Origin of the sequence: Paenibacillus sp. GCM10027628, from assembly GCF_042676385.1 — a bacterium.
Lineage (GTDB): Bacteria > Bacillota > Bacilli > Paenibacillales > NBRC-103111 > Paenibacillus_E.
The window spans coordinates 16,674-37,762 of the sequence record NZ_JBHTHA010000007.1 but is presented as its reverse complement, the minus strand read 5'-3'; the positions used below and the strand labels follow the sequence as shown (position 1 = coordinate 37,762).

The following is a 21,089-nucleotide window of genomic DNA, read 5'->3' as shown; positions in this document are numbered from 1 at the left end:
CCACTCACAGTTCCGGCAATGGCATCAAAGCAATACGAAGGAAAAGGGAATGAAAAAACACTGTTCTTTGTTTAAACTTATAGGAAAACTGGCGCGGATCATCATAGGTCTTGTCCAGCGCGGGGAAGCATTTTCGTCAGAGAGAAGCAGCATTCAAGAAGCAGCTTAAAAAGATTAGACTCGTTCGATCATGTGAATTGGCTTATTCGCAGGAAATCAATAAAGAAAGCACGGAGTACCGAATGAAAATATCCTTAAGGGCATAGACCCGTTCTCTAAACTCAATCGGCCTCCACGCCTTGGACAGGTATAACGAAGGAATGTAAGGGCATAGACCCGTAGAGTCGTGGGAGGGTGAACCTCCAAGGTGACTGTGGAGAAAACGTGCAGAAAAAACGTACACGAGGAGAGCCCTGTAGGTGCTATTCTGTTTCCGCATACGCATTTTCCTAACTCAAGGGTGCCTTTAGGCTACAGCCACACCTACAATCCTAAACGAGGCCGTTGAAATCCTGCGAATAAGCGAGAATACATGAGAAAAAACCTTAAAACCGAGGGACGATATTTTTCATCTTTACAGAAGAGAAGATGGAGGATTTACAAAGGCTCTAGATAAGGACCTGGTCATCGGCCAGATCTATCTCATTTCGAACTTAAGAAAAGAATCAGGGTTTCCTTTCTTTTTTCTTAAGATTTGCGAGTTATAGTATCTGTATTCCAGTAATCAGGGAGCATCGACATCTATTCCAAGCATAAAACTTAGCCTTTGGTCTAGGTTTTCTCACGACCTTTGGCTAAATGAAGACAGTACCAAAGTGCGTTTTGGCTGCTCTGATTCTGTTTTATGATAACTATAACGTATTAGAGAGCGAGGAGTTCGAATGAGAAAGGAATCTCTCAAGTCATATCTGCTGGCGTGTTGCGCTTTGTTGTCTATCCCGATGGTGGGTTTCATCTACGTATATTTGAACCATGGGGGAGAGCGCTACTTTAGCCTGGTTACGGATCTGGACCGACAAATCCCTTTTCTGAAAATTTTCGTTGTGCCGTATGTATCTTGGTATGTTTTTCTACTGGCCGGATTCATGTACTTGGCTTACAAGGATCGCCAAACCTACTACAAGACGCTGCTGCAATTCATAATAGGTCTACTCTTATGTTATGTTGTGTACGCTATTTACCAGACGTATGTTCCGCGCCCTCAGATCAGCGGAGATGATTGGATGCTGCGCTTGGTGCAGTGGGTGTATCGCGTCGATCAGCCGTTTAATTGTTTTCCGAGCACGCATGTACTGACTTCATACTTGATGATGAAAGCTTATCTGAGCACAACTCAAATATCTAGGCTAGTTACTACAGCTGTTACTTTAATGTCCTTACTTATCATTGCCTCAACCCAATTTATGAAACAGCATGTTCTCTTGGACATCGTTGGTGCGGTTTTGGTGGCAGAGGGCGTCGTGTACGCCGTAAATAAAGTCCGTAAAGGTTGGTTCGCTAAACCACTAGCTGCGGGAGTGCAGCGTGGTCCAATAAAAGGGGGTCTAGAAAGATGATTCGCAAAGAAAAAATTTTAATCCTGACCGGTGCGCTGGGGGATGGCCATAATAAAGCGGCGCAAGCGATTCTGGAGGCAGCGCGGTTTTATCGCCCGGAGGTGGAAGTAAAGGTCGTCGATTACCTGGAGTGGACGCACCCGTATCTTCACTCGGTTGGCAAATACTGCTACATGCAGTGGGTGAAAAGCCTTCCCTCCGTGTACGGATATTTGTACCGTAAGACAAGGGATGACAATACGTTCTCTCATTGGTTCAAAAGAATGAAGTCGTTCAGTACCGACCGAATGCTGGATCTTCTCCACGAATACAAGCCGACCGAGGTTGTCAGTACGTTTCCCGGAGCAGCCGCGGCGATGTCGTATTTGAAAAGTAACGGCTTAACGACGGTGCCTACGGTTACTGTAATGACGGATTATACCGATCATAGTTACTGGGTACACCCATGCACGGATCGTTATCTGGTAGGGGCGGAACATGTGAAGAAGGCGCTGCTGCGCTACCGTATCCCTGAGCAAGATATTGTAGTGACCGGCATTCCGATCAGACTGCCTTTCACACAAACTTATGACCGCTTGAAACTGCGGGATAAACATCAACTGGATCGTACGATGCCGACTGTGCTGGTCATGGGTGGCGGGCACGGTTTGATCGGCAAACAATTCAAATCCGTCATTCAATCGGAAGATCTGACTTCGCCGGTGCAGTTTATTTTCGTATGCGGACGCAATGAGAAGCTGAAGCAGAAATTAGAGGAGGAGTTCGGGGGTTCCAAAACCCGTCACCGGGTCGTCATTACAGGTTTCGTCGATCATATTCACGAGCTGATGGCGCTGTCCGATTTGATTGTAACCAAGCCTGGCGGGTTGACGGTATCCGAAGCGCTCGCGCTGGAGCTGCCGATGATGCTCTATAAACCGATTCCAGGCCAAGAGCAGGATAACGCCGCATTTTTAGTCGGCGTAGGCGCTGCGATTGAAGCGAGAAATGCTGCGGAGCTGAAAAGCCAGCTTCTTGAAGTGATCGCGAATCGGACGCTTCTCCATGAGTTGAAAAAGAATGCCAAATCCAATCAACTGAAGGAAGGCGCCCTGCATACGTTAACAGCCATTTTGGAAACAAAACACCATCACAGAAGAGAACTAGAAGGACTGCATGTATCATATGCTAATGTATGATCTGTTCGACTCTGCGCTGAAGCTGATCTAAGCGATCGGTAGGAAGGAGGCTCAACGATGAAGCATTTTGCATTTACCATCATGACCATCGGCGCGGTATATACGCTAGTTCCCTGGATCGTTACTCGCATGCTTGGCTTAGGCGTCTTCCGCAAGGGGGCGGAAGCAAGCGAGATTGCCTTGACTTTCGATGACGGTCCGAATCCGCTGTATACGCCCAAGCTATTGGATATGTTACAACGGTACAACGTCAAAGCAACCTTCTTTGTGCTGGGCGCCAAGGCCGAACAATATCCTGAACTGATTTTGCGCATGCATCGGGAAGGACATCAAATCGGCTTGCACAATTACTCGCATAAATCGAACTGGTTTATGATGCCATGGACGGTACGCAAGCAAATCGAACGTTCGGCCGCGCAGATCAAGTCCATTACCGGAGAGCAACCGACCTACTATCGCCCCCCTTGGGGCGTATTCAACATTTGCGATCTGCTGCTCAAAAGGCAGTACACCTTCGTCTTATGGTCGCTAATGGCCAAAGACTGGCGCAGTCGCGTGGGACGTACGCGGTTAAAATCAACGCTGCTGAGCTCCATTACGGATGGCTCCGTCGTGCTGCTCCATGACTGCGGGGAAACATGGGGGGCTAATCAGGATGCTCCGGCTCATATGTTGACCGCTCTGGAGGATGTACTGGCAGAATTGAGCCTAAGGGGTACGCGCTGCGTGCGAATCGATGAAATGGCCCGTCCTCTGGTGGAAACCGGCAGCGAGAAACCGTTGTCCATCCGCTCCTGAGTAGGAGCGTGTTTGTATTTCTATTGAGCATTTCGCGATTTTAGGCTATTATCCACTTTGTTTACGAATATCCAATCAAATTAAAAAGACAGGAGATCCCTCAGCTCACTGCTGACGGATTTCCTGTCTTTTTTTCCTACGGCTACAATTCTTCCATGTTGCATTAAAGAAGATCGCGGCTGTCGTCTTGTTAACCTTGAAGTCCCTGATGCACCGCGTCCAGAAGACGGTGCGTTCTGTCGCAGCCGTACTCCCAGAACATCATACCTGCCAGTCCTTGATTCTTCACATACTCGCATTTGCACTGAATCGATTTCTCGTCATCATAAGAGATGAGGCTGGATCCATTAAACAGGTACGGTGCGCAGGCTTCCTCATCCCAATAACGGGTATAACCGTTGTTATTGATATATTCAGCAGCAAGTTCGGTAAAATCAGGCCCGTATCCACCGGTGCTGCCCGCCATTTGATGAAGGCCATGATTGCGGTCCGGCACCTGGTTCCAGACGCGGGAATAGAATGCGGCGCCGATCACGATCTTTTCCTTCGGTACGCCTGCACGGATGAACATATTCACGGAAGCGTCAGTACTGATCCGGAACAGATCTCCGGTCGGCGTATACAAGTTCGTATGGTGTCCCGTAAGTACTTGAAAACCGCCGCGCATATCATAAGTCATTAATTGGACGAAATCCAGGTACTGCTGCGCCTGATCCATCTCCGTACCGTCTACGTAGTATTGGTCAGCTCCTGCCGCAATCGTAAGCAGATAATGGCGTCCATCCTGAGCGCCTTTCGCGTCCAGCTCTTCACGAATCGTCTTGAGAAGCAAAGTGAAATTTCTTTTATCATCCGGACTTGAGGCGATTTCCGCCTCCCCATAGCAAGGGTACTCCCAATCCAGGTCGATTCCGTCAAAAGGCTGTTCATTCAGTACCCGAACTGCCGAAGCAGCCATACGTTTTCTTCCTTCTTCCGTGGATGCCGCCTCTGAGAAACCGCCGGCACTCCAGCCCCCTACGGAGAGCAGCACGGTAAGCTCCGGATGTTCCCGCTTTATTTCACGGACAGCCTCCGCATGCTTCAAATGCTCGATCGTAATTTCATGATTCCGGACATGACCGAAGGCCACGTTCAAATGAGTTAATTTCAATAAGTCCTCCCGGGTCATCGTTGGAAGAACGGCATCAACGGCATAGCCTGCCAAAATATACGCTTTCGACATATCCTTTACTCCGATCCTTTAGATGACTTGTGTAAACCCGATAATGTTTGCAAAGCTTCCTTCCCGGCGCCAATCTTATACCCGGAGGATGTGTAACGGATTTGACCCTTTCTGTCCAGTACGTAGAGATGCGGGAATCCGGCTTCATGAGCAGGCGGTAAGGAATTATAGGTGGAATCCCGTACAAAAATAGTTCGTGACGGCAGCTTCGGATAATTAGCAGGATCAAATGAAGCGGTCCATTCCGAATCGCCAATCATTAGAACAATAGGAGCTCCCAGCTCGTCAAACGGCTCGGCCAGTTCACTCAACTCGCGGAACAGGTGCTTGGTCGGTTCCCGTTCAGGCTCGATCCATGCGGCTACGCCTCCTTCTGATCCAAGGAGGTCTCCCAGTTCGATGGAAGTTCCATCAAGCAGGGTCATAGAGCTGCTGCAGTCTAAAGTACCAAGCACAGGGATGTCCACCTTAATCTCACGATAAGTTAACGTAACATCTGTTTGTTCACCGGCACGTACAGTGAAGTATGTAAAGCGTACTCTTACCGTGCCATCCTTCAATCGGATGCCTGATGTTAGACGGTACGCTCCCGGTTCCACCTCGAACGGCTCGTCATAGACGTCGGTTTTACCATAAGGATAGACCAGCGTCTTGTACACGCCTTTTTCCAGGCGGGCGAAAGTGAAGTTTTCAGCATAGGAAGCAGCCGGAATGTCCTGCCCGGCCTCGGGATCCCGGAGCAACTGCAGCATTCCCCAAGCTGTGTTCTTCTGCTGCGCTGCAGAGGTTAGAGCGAAAACAGCGTCTTCCCAGCTGCCATTTTTCAAAAACTGCGGCTTCTGTTCGCTCGGATGCAGGCGTGCCGGAATACCCAGACTGCGGCATACAGCCACAAACAGAATATCCAGTGACACCGGGTCGCCCTTCTTCAGCCTATAAGTCCCTTTCGGATTTCCTTTTCCCTTCAGGTTGGGGAGGTCCTCCCAGATTCCGAAACCCTGCTCCAGTCTGCGGGCAAGCTCGGAAGGGTCCGATTTGAACGAAGCGGATTCCTCAGAGGTAAAAGCATCATGGAAAAATTGTCTGTATGGCACAATCATTTCATATTGAACCCGCGGACAAAGAATATATTCGACGAATGTAGCTTCATCGAAATCTCCGCGCTGTGCAAGAGCGCCAATCAGATGGTCGTCCAGCGTAGGACGGAACGTATCGGTCAAATCTTTTTCGTTCAGAGTCTCCAGCAGCCGCAGCGGCCACTCGCCATATTCACCGGAGCGTTCCTGAAGGAAATCTACGATTTCCTTGCTGTTGCCGCGTGCTTTCTGCAGCACATCCCATACCCGATCCTGCGGAAGTCCCGCTGCCCGGGCTAGCCTGAACGCCTCTTCTTCGCTGAGAAATGTATGCTCATATCCGGTCCGGATTTTCGTCCCTTCTTCAAGACGGCTGTTATGACGACTAATCTTCTCATCAGAAAGCGCCTCTGCAGCAGCTCCTTCGCGTTCCGGGGGAGGGACCATATCGAAATCCGCCGTTCCAACCGGCTGCTCCACAGCGTCAAGCACGAGCTCGAAGCGGTCGCTCTCCGTTGTTTTCATTTCACTCCACTTGCCGTCCTTCACGGCACGAATCACCAGATCGCCGAATCCGGTCTTAAATGAGGTCTCTCCCTGGTCATTCGTCCTCAGTATAGCGATCGGATACAGTTCAGCAGAATTATACAGCTCGAAGCGGACATCAGCACCACAGACCGGTATGCCTTGTTCGTCCTTTACTGTGACTGTGATCGTGCGAGTCGCCGCATAATCCTCCAATAGGTTGATCTCCGTAAACCATTCGTCCGTTAGGGTAATATCTTCAGGTCCCGGATAATCCGCAAAAATGCGTGTGTTGATCAGCATGGCCCGCCGGGCAGGGGGAGAGAACCATCCTTGGTTGAGAACCGCTTCCGGTTCGCATGCGCCGATATAATACCACTGGCCGTCAGCCCATGCTTCTACCCATGCGTGGTTAGAGTCGCAATGGGCCCAGCGCGGCGTGTACACCTGGCGGGCGGGAATGCCGATGCTGCGGAGCGCTGCTACCGCCAGCGTGGATTCCTCGCCGCAGCGCCCCCGCGCGTTCCGGATCATCCCGAGCGGCGACATCGTCCGCAGATCGCTTCCAATGTACGTGGCCTTCTCATGGCACCAGTAGTTTGTTTCCAGAATGGCATCTGCCATGGAGAGGTTCGCTGTCCGGTCTGCCAATTCATTATAGAGAATGCCCCGGGAATCCTCTATATTTTCTGTATTCACCCGGTATGGCAGCACGAAATGGAGGAAGAGGTGGTCAGGTACACGATCTCCCCAAGGCACCCGTTTGCGGATTTCCAGCGTCTGGCGGACATGGCTTAAAAACAACGATCCGCTGTAATCCGCCAAGTCATTCACCGGCATGTATGCAAATAAGTACTTTAAGGCCCAGGTTTCTTCCTCGGTAAGCTCCTCTCCGAAAATATCGAACAGTTCATGTTTGCGGGCCTCGGCGAGGATCATCTTCTCGCGGAATTTCCGGTCGATCTGCTCCAATGTTTGTTGATCCAGTGAGAATACTGAATTCTGTATGGTCACTTTGTTTCACTCCTTCCATAGCTTTCCGTCTTCGCGTATACAGAACACGGCTTTACCGTCCGATGACGGAGCAGTAATCTGAAACAGACTACGGGTTGTCTCGATGATAGGGTCGATACTCCACGAATCAGCACCCATGAGGAGTTTGACATCCAGCGTAAATTCGCCATGGGCTTCAAAATAATTGCGCTCCCGGTAATAGAGCCTGCGCAGCTCCCATTTGATGCGTTCATCCGGCGGAAGCTCAAACGACTGCGGCCCGTCACCGTCTGCAAATACGACGTAGCCCCACAACTCCGGATAATGCATATTGATGATGCCCATCGGCGACCAAACCCAGTTATCCTCCGGATAGGGCTTGCCCGTTTCCGGATTCAGCACTTTGCGGTATTCGCCGTCTTGAACCTCCGTCTGCCACTCGACACGGGAGAAATTAACGCGCCAGAACTCGCCTGGCGCAGGCGGACGGCTTCCGGCAGCACATTCCCGCAAGCTGGCCCAAGGCATCGCCACCTCAACGCTCCACTTCCGGTTGTCGGAACCAGGACGATTCAGCTGGCCGTCGATATGCACGGCTGTTCGCAGGCCGCTGATATCCCAGCCATTCACCGGAGGACCGCCGTCGCGGTAAGGCTTGACCAGCAGCAGATCCCACACTGTATTCAGCGCATTGATTTCAAACTCGTAATACTGATGGGTATCTCCGTCCGGGTCGATGAAAATTTCAAAATCATTATCGTAGAAAATGACTGAATCACGCTCCGTCAGCGTCGCCCAAATCTGATCCTCGATCAGCTCCGCCGCGAAATAGAAGTAGTCATCGTCCCACAGCATTTTTACCCGGGTCTGTTTCGCGGGCTTGGGACGCAGATCGCCTTCGATATCGACGAAATCATTCGTCCAATCCGCAGCCGCCCAGAATGCTTTGTCCACGCGGCCGTCCAGGGTGAGCGGACCTTGGGCGCGACGGCATATGTAATGTTTGGGAGCATATTCAATCTGTGGCTCCGGCACTCCGCTTCCGTACATGCGATTTCCTCCGTTTCGTATCTATCCCTTTGACGGCTAGTTATGGGTGACAACGGCTCCTGAGCCGCCGTACATTTCCAGTTCATCGTCGAATTCCAGCTTCAGGACCGTTACCTGCTCATGCGTATCCTCAGGAGTCATTTGAATCCATGTCGTTCCCGGAATATTGAACCAAGGAACGCCACCATGGATTTCATGAGAAAGCTCTTTGCCCGAATGAAGAACGGTAATCTTTTTAATCGGGTTGCAAAGTCCTTTCAGGCATACATTTTCTTTGGGATCGTCATATACAAAAAGGTACAATGTCTTTCTGTCCTTGGAAATCGTGCTGCCCCCAAGATAATAGCGGGTCATGATGCCTTCATCCGTTCCAAAAACCGCTTCTTCATGGGTCCGGATCCATTCGCCCAGCCCGAGCAGAATATCCTCCTGCCGTTGATCGATCGTTCCGTCTTCCCGAGGGCCGATATCGAGCAGCATGTTGCCGCCCATAGAGATACAGTCACAGAACATCCGGATAATCTGGTTTAGTGATTTGTATTTGTCATCCGTCGGCACATAACCCCATGAGGAGTTGATCGTGGTACAAAATTCCCATGGGCCATCCGGTCTTGTGATCGGAATCCCTTGCTCCGGAGTTTTATAATCTCCATGGCCCTGCAGCCGTGAATTGATGATGATATCCGGATTAAAGGACTGAAGGTAATGCTTGAATTCAGGTAAATTCCATTGCTCGGCGCTCCGTTCCCAGTCGCCATCGAACCACAGGAGGTCCACCTTGCCATAGCCCGTAAGGATTTCGCGCAGTTGATTATTGTTGAAGTCAAGGAATTTCTGCCATTTTGCTTGATTCTGAATGCCATCCGTTGGACCGGAGTGCGGGTTGACCTTGCTGAGATCCTCAGGGACCTTGCCGCCTTCGTATACGCTCGGATAATCGGGATGCGACCAGTCGATCAACGAATAGTACATACCGAGACGAAGACCTCTTTTCGTAATGGCTTCCGCATATTCCTTGATGATGTCCTTGTTCGCCGGCGTCTTTTTCACAACATTCAAGTCGCTGAACTGCGTGTCCCAAAGGGCTACACCGTCGTGATGCTTTGTCGTCAGTACCGCGTATTTAGCGCCTGATTTTTCAATCAGTTCGGCCCAACGATCCGCATCGAATTTCGACGCCGTAAAGCCGTCCAGCTGTTTCATATAATCTTTATAGGAGATTCTCCCGTTATAGAACGACCATGATTCGGCAATCCCGTTGACAGCATAGATACCATAGTGGATAAAAATTCCCAGTTTTGCGTCCTCAAACCATTTTTGCATGTCGCATCGCACCTTTCCGGGTGTATTCGTTGAGTCAATTGCATATTTGGTGGATAAGAGTCTTTTGGAACTTCTATATTCACAGTTTTGAATGAGATGAATGAGCAGTAGTCTTTTGGGACTCTTATCCACTAATCTATTTCATCCGGAATACATGTGCGATTGGAGCCAATCCCTGACGTTCCTTGTCCGGAAGACGGATAGCAACTCCGCTCTCGGTAAGGCGGTATTCAAGCATCTCCTGACCGCCAACCAAATCTATACGGCTGAAATCCGCTTGGATCGGCAGGTGAAGCTCCTCCGGAACGGCCTCATTCTCCGCCTTGTACAGGTAGAAGGCATACGTTGTACCTTCTTTTTGGGTGAAGTGGACATGACCTGCGGAATACGGCTCGCAAATGCGCGTTCCATAGATGGCCTCGCCATGAACTTGCAGCCACGCCCCCATGCCTTTGATCCGGGAAATGGCCGTCTTGGATATTCGCCCGTCCGGCTGCGGTCCCACATTGAGAGCCAGATTGCCGCCTTTAGCGACAATTTCAACGAGCAAATGAATCAGCTGTCGTACCGACTTATAATTGTCTTCATAACGGAAAGAGAACGCCGATCCCATCGTAATGCAGCTCTCCCATGGCACATGAAGTGCGCGATCGGGCAGCGTCTGCTCCGGTGTGATCAAATTCTCGTAAGGGCCGCCGACCGTGCGGTCCGCCGAGAGAAGCCAAGGCTGAATTTGACGGGCCTTTTCCACGACTTCACCCAGTCTGATGTTCTGATCCCGGTAGTCGTTGACCCATCCGGCATCAAGCCACAGTACATCGATCCGGCCGTAATTCGTCATCAGCTCCATAATCTGCTCGTGAGTAAACTGTACGAAGTGCTCCCACAGCCAGGGATACGTTTTCGGATCATAAGTCGGTCCCCGCGACGTGAAGGTTCCAGGCTGCATCCCCGGTGCCCAGTAGTAAGGTGTGTGCCAATCGGCTTTGGAGAAGTAGGCGGAAATACCAAGGCCCTTCGCGCGAAAAGCATGGAACAGCTGCTTCGTGATATCCGCATACTTATGCGTATGGAACGGGCAATCCGGCCCCGTGATGCGGTAATCGGTCGTATGGGTATCCCACATACAGAAGCCGTCATGATGTTTGGTTGTAAAATTCAAATATTTGAAACCGTTCTCGGCAGCGAGCTCGGCCCATAAGTCAGGCTGAAAGCGGAGGGGGTTGAACGTCTTGTTTAAGGCAAAATACTGACGTTTAAGCTCTTCCGCATCAATATCCCAATCGATCTCGTTGCGCGACCATTCCTCATCCTTATCGCTTAGCGCCCATGATTCAACGAGGCCGAGCTGAGAATACGGTCCCCAATGCATCATCAGACCCAGCTTCTGGTCTTTGAACCATTCCAGGCGCTCAAGCAGAAGCGGATCCTCCGGCTTCACCCAATTCTCTTCGCTGCTGTAATTGTGTACGCCTTGTTCAACTACCTGCTCTTTATTCTCACTCATCGTATACCTCCAATACTTGAATTCTACGACTTTGTTCTCTACAAACTTCGACTTCCTCATTTCTACCTCTATGTCCAAAAGAGCGATTTGTTGGTATCATTGAAAGGAAACAGACGAAATGGCGTTAACAGGGGGGGCAGAATCATTGAAACAGAGTTACTTTAAATCCAAACTATTTTTAAAATATATCTGGTCCTACTTGTTCATCTTGTTAATCCCTTTAATTCTCATGACCATTTTCATTTATGAAAACGCAGTCACGAATCTCCGTTCCGAAATCGAACATTCACGGCTCGACCAATTAACGCAGACGAAAGTCATTATTGACGGGCGAATGAAGGAACTCAGCGAAATTGCCACCCGCATTTCCTACGATAAAAGGCTGACGCCTTACTGGGTTCATGATCCGATTACAAGCGGTGAAGCGATCCAGGCATTGGATCAATACAAAGCGACAAGCTCGATCATTAAAGAAATATTTTTGTATTTTCATAAGGACGAGAAGATCTACTCCAGTAAAGGTCTCAACGACTTTGAAGTGTTTGCGAGCAACTTCAGCTTTCAAAACTGGAATAAAAATGAGCTGTTTCAAGACTTGAACAATGCCAAATATCCCATGATGCGCCCGGCCGATACCGTCAGTAACTCTTCTGACCTCAAGGAAACGGTGCTGGCCTACTTGATTCCAATAACGCCGAATAGTCCTAATCCGCATGGAACGGTCATGTACCTGATCCGGGAATCCGAGATAACCAGCCTTATTGAATCGATACTGGGAAAATATCAGGGTCTGACTTACATTCTTGACAATGAAGGCCGTATCCTCGTGGACAACCGTCAAAGCGAAGTGCTATCCGATGCGGAGGCGAAATCTCTGATGGTTCTTTCCCCGGGCATTCACGACAAGGAAATCAACGGCAAAGCGCATTCCATCGTATCTGTCAAGTCGGAAAATAACGGCTGGACGTATGTGACGGTTATGCCTAGCTCACAATTTTTCAGCAGCGTACTTCATGTACGCAGCTTCGTCATCATGCTGTTTATCATCACGGTGCTTGTCGGAACCGCCATTGCGCTCTTGCTGGCTAGAATGCAGTATCAGCCAATATCGACGCTGGTGGAATTCGCCGCCTCCAAATCGGATGCTAAGCGCCCGCAAGGCGGAACCTCCTTCTCCGGCAACGAGCTTGAACGAATCCGGACCGCTCTGCAAGCATACAGTTCGCGCATAGACCTTCAGGAGCCGTTTGCCCGTAATCATTTTCTATCTATGCTGCTTAAGTATGGAAACGTCCAAAGTCTGTCTCCTGAACTGCAGGAAGCCTTCGATCTTCATTTCGACCGCTCCCATCACTTCGTCATGGTGATCGGCTCAGACCGAACGGACGATTCCCGGAATGACATAAAGGGGCGCAAGGAAATGGTTAAGCTGCTTACCCAGATCGAATTCCCTGAACTGGATGCTCGCGGTTACGGCGTAGAGCTTCCACAACTGGATCAGCTGGGGCTCATTATCAGCTTTAATCTGAATGCTCAGACCGAGGAGTTCACCCATGTCTGCCAGATAGTCGAAGCCGTGCGCGGCAACTTACTCGAAATTCTTGACGCGATGCCAATGATCGGTGTCGGTACCTGCTATTCAAGCCCGGATCAGCTGAACCAATCCTTTATTGAAGCCTGTTCGGCGTTCGAACATCGGGCAAGCCCGGGTCATGGGACCGTCACTTATTTTGAAAAGCTTTCTTATACGTCCGATCAAGCGGTGTGGATCCCGAACAACACCTTGATGAAGCTCTCCCAGAGTTTGAAGCAGGGCAGTTATGATGTCGCAGCCCAGATTATCAGCTCGGGGATCGAGAGCTTGCAAAGGGCGGAGTTATCTGCTTTGCTCACGCGCTGCGTTGGCATGGACTTACTGAATGCGATGCTGAAAACCGCCCATGAGCTCGGCATTCACAGCATCATGCAGGAAGTTTCCCCGAATATGATGTATAGCAATTCCTTGGACGAACTGGATCGAAGCCTTTTGAACCTCGCCTCCCGGATCTGCAATCAGGTGGAGCGGAATAGTCAGAAGGAAGAACAGTCTTTGATAGATCAAATCGTGACCTATATTGATGGTCATTACACAGACCATATGCTGAGTCTGGAAACCGTCGCTTTTGAGTTCAGCATTTCACCTTCGCATGTAAGCCGTTCATTCAAGGAGAAAATGGGGCAGAATTTCATCCAGTACATCTGGCAAAAAAGACTCGATGCGGTCATGCACCAGCTGAGAACGACAAGCGATCCGCTCAAGGACATCATTCTTCGTATCGGTTACCAGGACACGCCCAACTTCACAAGGAAATTCAAGAAGGAAACCGGTTATACCCCGGGTCAATACCGTAAGATGTTTTCAGAGAACGGTCAGGCCCTGTCTGAAGCCGATCCGGATGACGAATAATGACAGCAGCCAACCCCCGGTCACGAATGACCGGGATATGTTGGCTTCTTTGCATTTCATACATGAATGGGTTTATTTGCCGGAGTTTTTCCAGCGGTCGTACGCGCCTTGATAAAGTGCGGCGATACGGTCACCACCCATTTTTTTGATTTGTGCAATATATTTGTCCCAATTGGAGAGTGGCTCCTGCCCGGTGACAAATTTCGCTTCCATCTGCTGTACGTACGTATTCAGGTCGGACATCAGGGTGGTCGCTTGGGTTTGCTCTTCATTGGACAAGTATACGCTAGGGAACGGAGCTTTTCCGATTGGTGCAAGTTTCTCGGCAGTTTCCTTGTCGATCCATCTGTCAAAATCACTCTTAAGTCCTTTAGACAGCTCGGCAGAGTTCATGCCAGGCGTAAGAATGCCGTAATTCGGAGTAAGTGTTCCGCGGAATTCTTCGCGGTCTTTACCGCCTGGAACCGGTAACCATTCTTTCTCATGCGTATCCTTATTCTTGTATTTCCAAAGCAAATTCTCAGGACCTTGTGCAAACAGCGTTGCTCCTTCGTAACCGTACTGGAAGTCGATCCAGCGCATCGTAGCTTCCGGTGCAGGGTTTTTGCTGGAAATGGCAAAGGTTCCTTGTGTGGATATGCCCGGATGTTTGCCGTATACCGGGGAACCAGGTATTTCACTCTTCACCGGAGTCATGAGCGGATTAGCGTCGCTAGGCTCACCTCCGAGTGTGAAGTAAGGGTAGTAATCGTTGAACAGAGCGATCTGGTTGTTTTGACCCTTCGCTTTTTTCTGTTCAGGCGTTTGGGAGAAGGTCTCATGATCGAGCAGATCGTCCTTCCAGAGACGGTTCATAAAGGTCAAATATCCTTTATAGCCCTCTTCCTGAGGTGTATAGTGAACCTTTCCGTCCTTGTCGACATAAATTTGTTCATCATAAATGCCCCAGAAACCGAGGAAGTACATGCGCAGATCATCCAGTTTGACGGAAGTCAAAGGAATCTCGTCCTTTTTGCCGTTCCCGTTCGGATCTTCGTCTTTAACGCGCTTCAGATACGCATACAGCTCATCGGTCGTCTTAGGCAGATCCGTCATATGGAGAGCTTTTAAAAACTTGCCGTTATACCACATCGGGCTGCGGTACCATACCGCTGAGAGATCGATATTCGGAAGTGCATAGATGTGGCCGTCTGGCGTTGTAAACGACTTGCGGAGATCCGGATGCTCGTCAAAAATTTTCTTGAGGTTAGGCGCATAGCCGCCATCGATATATTTTTCGAGCGGGATCAGCACGCCTTTGCTCCCGTAATTGACTTGCTCAGACCTCTTGAGATCCGCTGCATAGAACACATCGGGCAAATCTCCGCTTGCGAAGACCAAATTTTTCTTCGTCTCAAAGCTGTCGATCGGCGAAAGCTGATACGTAAACTTGATTCCCGTCTTTTTCTCGAGTTCTTGAAGCACAGGCATCTTGTTCCAGTCCGCCACACCGGCATCCTGTGACATTAACGTAAGCGTAAGCGGTTTATCTACGATGGGGAATCCGTCTTTTTTAGCACCCTCTACGCTAGCTGCTCCCGAAGCCCCTGAAGCTGAAGTTGGAGTTGGCGTACTTTCGCCTCCTTTGGATGAACTGCAGGCTGCAAGCAGCGATCCGGATACGGTGAGGCAAAGTAAAATGGATGATGCCTTGTGAAACTTTTTCATGACCAAACAACTCCCTTTTCTTAGTTTGAATTATGGGAAGATCAGCCCTTTACAGAACCAATCATAACACCCTGAACAAAATAACGCTGAAGGAACGGATAAATCGCAATGACCGGAATGGTCGCCACAATGATGACGGCGTATTTGACGAGAGCGGCGATTTCCGCCTTACTGTTCATTGCAGCAGCCGTGGAAGCAGTGATGGCGCCTCCGCCCTGAGCGGCCATTTCCTGCAGAACCAGGATTTGGCGCAGGACCAGCTGCAGCGGGTATTTGGCAGCATCATTCAAATAAATAAGAGCCGAGAAGTAACTGTTCCAGTTGCCAACGCCATAGAACAGGGCCATTACCGCAATAATCGGCATCGACAGCGGGAGAATAATTTTGATAAACAGCCGCATATTGGTACAGCCGTCGATTTGAGCCGCCTCATGCATTTCTTTCGGAATGGCGCTCTGGAAGAAGGTGCGCGATACGATAATGTTCCAGATCGATGCGGCCGACGGAATGACGATCGCCCAGATTGTATTGATCATGCCGAGCTGCTTGATGAGCAGGTAGGTCGGTACAAGACCACCGCCAAAGAACATCGTCACCATGAACATGCCCATAAAGAAGTTACGCCCGATAAAATCCTTACGGCTGAGGGCATACGCGGCCGGCAGCGTAACCACCAAGTTAATGGCGGTTCCGACGACCGTATAGAGGATCGTGTTCCCATACCCGGTCCAAATGCTCGTATTCGCGAACACTCTCTTGTAACCGTCAAAGGTAATTCCTTTCGGCCACAGCCACATGGCGCCTGATCCGACGGCTTTCGGATCGCTGATGGATGCGCTGACCATATACACCAACGGATAGAACACGATGATAAAAGCCAGAAATACGTAAATGTAATTACAAATCAGAAATACTTTGTCTCGCCCGGTTTCATTTACACCCGATAGCATTGCAGGTTCCCTCCTACCACAAACTGTTCTCGCTCGTACGTCGGACGACCTGATTCACGATAACCAGCAGCACCGCATTGATCACGGAGTTAAACAAGCCGATTGCTGTCGAGAAACTGTACTGGGCATCCACAAGCCCTGAGCGGTATACGAACGTCGAAATGACGTCTGACGATCCCATATTGAGCGGGTTTTGGAGCAGCAAGATCTTCTCGAATCCAACCCCGAATAGACTCCCCATATTCAAAATGAGCAGAACGGTCATTGTTGGAACGAGCGTCGGGATGTTAATGTGGCGGACGCGCTGGAACCTCGAGGCTCCGTCAATGATCGCGGCCTCATGAAGACCGGGATCCACACCTGAGAGCGCTGCCAAATAAATGATGGTACCCCAACCTGCGCTCTGCCACACTTCCGAGAAAACGTACATCGTTTTAAACCATTTCGGGTCGGTCAAAAAGTCAGGGGCGCTGAATCCGAGCCCTTGAATCATATGAGTGACAATCCCCGTAGAGGGGGAGAGGAAGGTAATAATCATACCCGCCATGACGACCATCGAAATAAAATGAGGCGCATAGGTGACCGTCTGGCTCATTTTTTTAAAGAAACCGTTCCGTACTTCATTGAAGGCTAATGCCAGAATGATCGGAATCGGAAATCCGATAACCAGAGAGTATAAGCTGATGCTTAGCGTGTTCCATATAAGATCCCAAAAATAATAGGAATGAAAGAACCGTACAAAATGGTCGAATCCGACCCAAGGGCTTCCCATAAACCCCTTTGTTGGAATAAAGTTTTTAAACGCAATTTGAATGCCGTACATCGGTCCGTAAGAGAAGATAAGAAAGTAGAAAAATGCGGGTGCGATGAAAAGATACAGTTCCCAGTTGTGAACGATTTTCTTCCACACACTTTTATTTCTCGTTCCCGGCTTCAACATTGGACTGACCGCAAGGGCAGTTTTTGTATCCTGCATAGGATCGCTCCTTCCTGATTTAATATTGTTAATCCAGCCCTCGATGACTCAGCATTCTGGGTTTGCTAGCGCTTACATATTACGATAGACGGATGTACCAAACTTCGTAAATATGTCATTTTGTGAATCCCATGAAAGCGCATAACATCAAGGCCTACAGCCTAATGACAAACATCTATGACAAGCGGACAATGTGTTGTTTTTGATCGATTTGAAATGGTTTTCATCGAGTGTCAATATTGACCAATATCCAGATCATCGCTGGAATATCTAACATTTTCGATGTGTTAAAACGAATGACTATAATGACACAGTAAAGGTGATAATTTAGTTGTATTTACTTAGTTGATAAAAAAATGTTTATTAATAACTTAAAATAAGTTATACTCAATGAGTAAATAAAAACATAACAGAAGGGAAGTTTTCGAAACATGGCAACTGTACTCTATATCACAGCTCATCCCCATGACCATCAAACTTCGTTTAGTATGGCAGTAGGGAAAGAATTTATTGAAACCTACCGCGAAGCAAATCCGGCTGATGAAGTCATTAATCTGGATTTGTACCAAATGAACATACCTCATATCGATGCTGACGTATTCAGCGGATGGGGAAAATTACGCTCAGGATCTTCTTTTGATCAGCTCTCTGACGCTGAAAAATCAAAAGTAAGCCGCCTAAACGAGATCGTTGAACAATATGTGGCTGCTGATAAATATGTTTTTGTTTCCCCAATGTGGAATTTTTCTTTCCCACCGGTTCTAAAAGCGTATATTGATGCAGTTTGTATTGCAGGGAAATCTTTTAAATATACCGAAAATGGTCCAGTTGGTTTATTAACTGATAAAAAAGCCATTCATATTCAAGCAAGTGGTGGCATCTACTCTGAGGGTCCTGCCGCTGATTTCGAAAATGGTTTTAGTTACCTGAAGAAAATCATGCAATTCCATGGAGTTCCATCTTTCGAAGGCATATTTGTAGAAGGAATGGGAGCTATGCCAGACAAAGCCCAATCGATTAAAGAAAAAGCAATCGCACAATCGCAAGAGGTTGCTAAGCGTTTTTAATCAGATTTTTTAAATCCTAAGCGTAGAACAACAAACAGCAAGTGCACGGCTGGAGAGATGTTTTTCATCGTAACAGACATGTGGGGACGTTGAATTCGTGTGTCTAACGATATTTTTCACCTTTACAGTCGAGAAGTTGGCGGATTGACAAAGACATGTTCATATAAAGAGGCTCGTAACTGAACTGTTGCGGGCCTTTTTATAATTTTGAAATATTGGAGGGAAATCCGAATTCAAGAGCACTTTCCAATTAGTAACAATGATTAAAGACAATTGACTTTAATTGATTTAAGGTGTATATTTATCTTAAATTAAAGATACTTAATTTAGAGATATAAGTTATTATAAAATCTAATTTAGGAGGTTGTTCTATATGCAACCACGGGTGTACACACCTGCCATGCAGGGAATAGGCGAGTTTGACGGAGGGAAAATCAAAGAACAGAAGCCGATTGGCTTTCCAGGCGAAGGCTCGGTTATCAAGCGAGTGGGCCCCTTATTTTATTGGGCATGGGCCACTTCAAGCGCCGAGGCCATGATCGGCCTGCATCCTCATCAAGGATTTGAGATTATGACTTATGTAGTAAATGGCAGTGCATTCCACGGGGATACCTTGGGTACGAACAGCACAGTGGGTGCAGGCGGGGTGCAGGTCATGCAAACAGGCTCTGGTGTGAGTCATCAAGAAAAGCTAAGTGCCAATGCGGAGCTTTTTCAAATTTGGTTTGAGCCTGAATTAACGGAAGCAATGAAGAGAAAGCCGACGTATCACCAGTATGAGCATGAAGATTTCCCGCAAGAAAGCGATGAGGCAGGCTATAGTGTGAAAACGATTATTGGTACGGATGCTCCCATTCGATTGGTTGCAGATGTTGAAATGTGGGATGTTGAAATAAATAATGGCGCCCATTATCAACATAAGGTAGCTGCGGGCTACACTTTAACGGCTTTAGTCATTCGTGGTCAGGGAACTTGGGTTGAGTCAGGTTCATCGAAGCAGCCGGTACAGTTTCATCATAAAGATTTCATTATTGCAGCTGCTGAATCAGAGACATCAGTAGAATTTACGAACTCAAATGAAAACAAAATGCGACTGATCCTCATCAAAGTTCCAACAACGGTGAGTTATCCGCTCTATCGTAAAAGATAATGAGGCAAAATATCGGCTCAAGTCTCGTATAGAGAAGGTGAAAAATGGTATAGTTTAAAAAAAGAAAGCACACGAAGGAGAAACTATAATGCGTTTTGGCATAATCGGAACCAATTGGATTACAGAAACATTTATCGATGCGGCTCGGGAAACCGGCGAGTTCACACTGACAGCAGTTTATTCCCGCACAGAGGATAAAGCGCAAGATTTTGCGCAAAAATATGATATACCATACCGGTATACGGATTTGGAAACATTCGCTAGAAGCGGGGAATTCGATGCTGTGTATATCGCCAGTCCCAATTCTCTTCACGTTGAGCAAGCGATTCTTTGCATGAATCACGGCAAGCATGTGCTTTGTGAGAAACCTGCCGCGTCCAATGCTAATGAGCTTGCAGCGATGATTGCGACAGCCCGGGAGAACAAAGTCATCTTCATGGAAGCATTGAAGACGACTTTGCTCCCTAATTTCCAAGCCATTCAGGATAACTTGCATAAACTGGGGCCTATCCGTCGTTACTTTGCAAGCTATTGCCAATATTCCTCGCGATATGATGCGTATAAGCAAGGGACGGTGCTCAATGCGTTTAATCCCGCTTTTTCCAATGGTTCCTTGATGGATCTTGGCATTTATTGCATTTACCCTCTAGCCGTATTGTTTGGTAAGCCTGAGCGTATTCAAGCGAGCGCAATCCTTCTGGAATCCGGTGTAGACGGGGAAGGGAGCCTGCTTTTAGGCTACAAGGAGATGGATGCGGTCATCATGCATTCGAAAATTACCAGCTCCTATGCCCCTACAGAGATTCAAGGGGAAAACGGGACGATGGTCATCGATAAAATCAACGAGCCTGAGCATGTGGAAATCCGTTATCGCAACGGAGTTGTAGAGAATTTAACACGAGATCAATCCCGCAAAAACATGGTTTACGAGGCAGCGGAATTCATTCGTTTGATCAAGAACGGAGAATTGGAATCCAGCACGAACTCCCACGCAACTTCCTTAGTAGCTGCAGAAATTATGACTGAGGCCCGACGACAAGTGGGATTAGTGTTTCCTGCGGATAACTAATATCTTTGAAATTAATTAGCCCATAGCCCACCGCTATGGGTTTTTCGACATGGCATACCTAGCTCGAAAATAGAGTGATGATCTGTTGGGAAAAGGAGATCCGGTACCGCTAGCTCCAATTATGGAACGTTTGTTCGTTGTTAGAGTCACGCGAGACATATGAACCGAGCTAATTACTCAAGAATGAGAGGATAAAGAACAAAGACTATAAGTAACGAACAAAGGAGTCAATTTCATAATTAATTTACGATTTCCCCACAATGCGTAATCTTGAAAAAGATAATTATCAATACTCCTGCTAATTTTTCACAATTCGGAATGACGATTTATCCACGGATTTGTCGAGTGGCAAGTCTTTTTTTTGGCTCTGTTAAACTTTGTTGTTGATTTCATTGAAGTAATGGGCAGTTTTATGAAGTAATTCGCTTTCAATAACACTATTCCCCGGAACTCCCATCTCAAGCAAAGTGGCCTCGAAAAACTATAGGCAAAA

At 48.2% G+C, this 21,089-nt stretch carries 15 protein-coding genes; 7 read left to right on the top strand and 8 right to left on the bottom strand.

Annotated features, from left to right (window positions below; translation table 11 throughout):
• Positions 1–881 precede the first annotated feature (881 nt).
• The 3 genes from ACFQZT_RS09630 to ACFQZT_RS09620 are packed head-to-tail and all read left to right on the top strand — an operon-like array spanning position 882 to position 3,532.
• Positions 882–1,556: a phosphatase PAP2 family protein gene (locus tag ACFQZT_RS09630; RefSeq protein WP_379299038.1), complete on the top strand. Its 675-nt coding sequence runs from the start codon at positions 882–884 to the stop codon at positions 1,554–1,556.
• Entirely contained in the window at positions 1,553–2,734 is a 1,182-nt protein-coding gene (locus ACFQZT_RS09625; RefSeq protein WP_379299036.1) for an MGDG synthase family glycosyltransferase, read from the top strand. Before ACFQZT_RS09630 ends, ACFQZT_RS09625 begins: the two co-directional genes overlap by 4 nt.
• 57 nt (positions 2,735–2,791) lie before the next feature.
• A complete protein-coding gene (locus tag ACFQZT_RS09620; RefSeq protein WP_379299034.1) occupies positions 2,792–3,532 on the top strand; it encodes a polysaccharide deacetylase family protein in 741 nt (246 codons plus the stop codon).
• Positions 3,533–3,722: 190 nt separating this feature from the next.
• Here the strand turns inward: ACFQZT_RS09620 and ACFQZT_RS09615 are convergent, their stop codons facing one another.
• From ACFQZT_RS09615 to ACFQZT_RS09595, 5 genes are all read right to left on the bottom strand, one after another.
• Complete coding sequence (locus tag ACFQZT_RS09615) at positions 3,723–4,757, bottom strand: glycoside hydrolase family 18 protein (RefSeq protein ID WP_379299032.1); 1,035 nt, start codon at positions 4,755–4,757, stop codon at positions 3,723–3,725.
• Between the two features lie 5 nt (positions 4,758–4,762).
• Positions 4,763–7,372, bottom strand: coding sequence for a transglutaminase domain-containing protein (locus tag ACFQZT_RS09610; protein WP_379299030.1), 2,610 nt, complete (start codon positions 7,370–7,372; stop codon positions 4,763–4,765).
• A 6-nt stretch (positions 7,373–7,378) separates the two neighbouring features.
• Positions 7,379–8,401 (bottom strand): carbohydrate-binding family 9-like protein, encoded by a 1,023-nt coding sequence (locus ACFQZT_RS09605; protein ID WP_379299028.1) that lies wholly within the window; start codon positions 8,399–8,401, stop codon positions 7,379–7,381.
• 36 nt (positions 8,402–8,437) lie between these two features.
• A complete protein-coding gene (locus tag ACFQZT_RS09600; protein WP_379299026.1) occupies positions 8,438–9,724 on the bottom strand; it encodes an alpha-L-fucosidase in 1,287 nt (428 codons plus the stop codon).
• Positions 9,725–9,860: 136 nt separating this feature from the next.
• Positions 9,861–11,231, bottom strand: a complete 1,371-nt coding sequence (locus ACFQZT_RS09595) for an alpha-L-fucosidase (protein ID WP_379299024.1) — start codon at positions 11,229–11,231, stop codon at positions 9,861–9,863.
• A 145-nt stretch (positions 11,232–11,376) separates the two neighbouring features.
• Here ACFQZT_RS09595 and ACFQZT_RS09590 point away from each other — a divergent pair, with 145 nt between their 5' ends.
• Positions 11,377–13,677, top strand: coding sequence for a helix-turn-helix domain-containing protein (locus tag ACFQZT_RS09590; protein ID WP_379299022.1), 2,301 nt, complete (start codon positions 11,377–11,379; stop codon positions 13,675–13,677).
• Positions 13,678–13,749: 72 nt separating this feature from the next.
• Here ACFQZT_RS09590 and ACFQZT_RS09585 read toward each other — a convergent pair whose 3' ends face one another.
• From ACFQZT_RS09585 to ACFQZT_RS09575, 3 genes are read right to left on the bottom strand one after another with little or no spacing between them, the layout of a single operon-like run.
• Positions 13,750–15,384 carry an extracellular solute-binding protein gene (locus ACFQZT_RS09585; RefSeq protein ID WP_379299020.1) on the bottom strand — a complete coding sequence of 545 codons (1,635 nt, stop codon included), beginning with the start codon at positions 15,382–15,384 and terminating at the stop codon, positions 13,750–13,752.
• A 41-nt stretch (positions 15,385–15,425) separates the two neighbouring features.
• Complete coding sequence (locus tag ACFQZT_RS09580; protein WP_379299018.1) at positions 15,426–16,334, bottom strand: carbohydrate ABC transporter permease; 909 nt, start codon at positions 16,332–16,334, stop codon at positions 15,426–15,428.
• Positions 16,335–16,347: 13 nt separating this feature from the next.
• Entirely contained in the window at positions 16,348–17,274 is a 927-nt protein-coding gene (locus ACFQZT_RS09575) for an ABC transporter permease (protein ID WP_379299042.1), read from the bottom strand.
• Between the two features lie 467 nt (positions 17,275–17,741).
• Here ACFQZT_RS09575 and ACFQZT_RS09570 point away from each other — a divergent pair, with 467 nt between their 5' ends.
• From ACFQZT_RS09570 to ACFQZT_RS09560, 3 genes are all read left to right on the top strand, one after another.
• A complete protein-coding gene (locus ACFQZT_RS09570; protein ID WP_379299016.1) occupies positions 17,742–18,377 on the top strand; it encodes an FMN-dependent NADH-azoreductase in 636 nt (211 codons plus the stop codon).
• Between the two features lie 373 nt (positions 18,378–18,750).
• Entirely contained in the window at positions 18,751–19,527 is a 777-nt protein-coding gene (locus ACFQZT_RS09565; RefSeq protein ID WP_379299014.1) for a pirin family protein, read from the top strand.
• Positions 19,528–19,615: 88 nt separating this feature from the next.
• Positions 19,616–20,596, top strand: coding sequence for a Gfo/Idh/MocA family protein (locus ACFQZT_RS09560; protein WP_379299012.1), 981 nt, complete (start codon positions 19,616–19,618; stop codon positions 20,594–20,596).
• Positions 20,597–21,089: the final 493 nt, after the last annotated feature.

Bases quoted from the DNA above. Each gene is read 5' to 3' on its own strand.
- ACFQZT_RS09630 (WP_379299038.1), top strand. From the start codon at position 882: ATGAGAAAGGAATCTCTCAAGTCATATCTGCTGGCGTGTTGCGCTTTG.
- ACFQZT_RS09625 (WP_379299036.1), top strand. From the start codon at position 1,553: ATGATTCGCAAAGAAAAAATTTTAATCCTGACCGGTGCGCTGGGGGAT.
- ACFQZT_RS09620 (WP_379299034.1), top strand. From the start codon at position 2,792: ATGAAGCATTTTGCATTTACCATCATGACCATCGGCGCGGTATATACG.
- ACFQZT_RS09615 (WP_379299032.1), bottom strand. From the start codon at position 4,757: ATGTCGAAAGCGTATATTTTGGCAGGCTATGCCGTTGATGCCGTTCTT.
- ACFQZT_RS09605 (WP_379299028.1), bottom strand. From the start codon at position 8,401: ATGTACGGAAGCGGAGTGCCGGAGCCACAGATTGAATATGCTCCCAAA.
- ACFQZT_RS09600 (WP_379299026.1), bottom strand. From the start codon at position 9,724: ATGCAAAAATGGTTTGAGGACGCAAAACTGGGAATTTTTATCCACTAT.
- ACFQZT_RS09595 (WP_379299024.1), bottom strand. From the start codon at position 11,231: ATGAGTGAGAATAAAGAGCAGGTAGTTGAACAAGGCGTACACAATTAC.
- ACFQZT_RS09585 (WP_379299020.1), bottom strand. From the start codon at position 15,384: ATGAAAAAGTTTCACAAGGCATCATCCATTTTACTTTGCCTCACCGTA.
- ACFQZT_RS09580 (WP_379299018.1), bottom strand. From the start codon at position 16,334: ATGCTATCGGGTGTAAATGAAACCGGGCGAGACAAAGTATTTCTGATT.
- ACFQZT_RS09575 (WP_379299042.1), bottom strand. From the start codon at position 17,274: ATGTTGAAGCCGGGAACGAGAAATAAAAGTGTGTGGAAGAAAATCGTT.
- ACFQZT_RS09570 (WP_379299016.1), top strand. From the start codon at position 17,742: ATGGCAACTGTACTCTATATCACAGCTCATCCCCATGACCATCAAACT.
- ACFQZT_RS09565 (WP_379299014.1), top strand. From the start codon at position 18,751: ATGCAACCACGGGTGTACACACCTGCCATGCAGGGAATAGGCGAGTTT.
- ACFQZT_RS09560 (WP_379299012.1), top strand. From the start codon at position 19,616: ATGCGTTTTGGCATAATCGGAACCAATTGGATTACAGAAACATTTATC.